Source organism: Pseudomonas sp. SIMBA_068, from assembly GCF_046534705.1.
Taxonomy (GTDB): domain Bacteria; phylum Pseudomonadota; class Gammaproteobacteria; order Pseudomonadales; family Pseudomonadaceae; genus Aquipseudomonas; species Aquipseudomonas putida.
The window spans coordinates 1-264 of sequence record NZ_JAWRYI010000745.1; the positions used below are offsets into that span (position 1 = coordinate 1).

General features: G+C 42.8%; 1 protein-coding gene. It reads right to left on the reverse strand.

Annotated elements, in window-relative coordinates; translation table 11 throughout:
* Positions 1-38: 38 nt before the first annotated feature.
* Positions 39-264, reverse strand: a 226-nt coding sequence (locus SB756_RS31255) for a hypothetical protein (RefSeq protein ID WP_410913390.1), incomplete at its 5' end; no start/stop codon positions are given.

Below are 264 nucleotides of genomic sequence, written 5' to 3' on the forward strand. Positions count from 1 at the left end.
CTTTTTCTTCGCCAGCTGTTTGATCGAGCTGTGCTTTTTTAGTCTTGCTCACGTTTGATCACCCCATCTGAAAAATTGATATTTTCAAGGCTTGTCTGTTTGTCTCGGTTGTACCAATAGCTGCTATCCCACGTCAGGACAATCGCTGCTACGCCTTGATCTATGATTCTTGTTTCCACTCTTTTTATGCGGACATAATCATCAAGCACCTCTCCATCTTCACTCATCATCTGAATGATTTGACGATCAGCAAGCAATGCATCG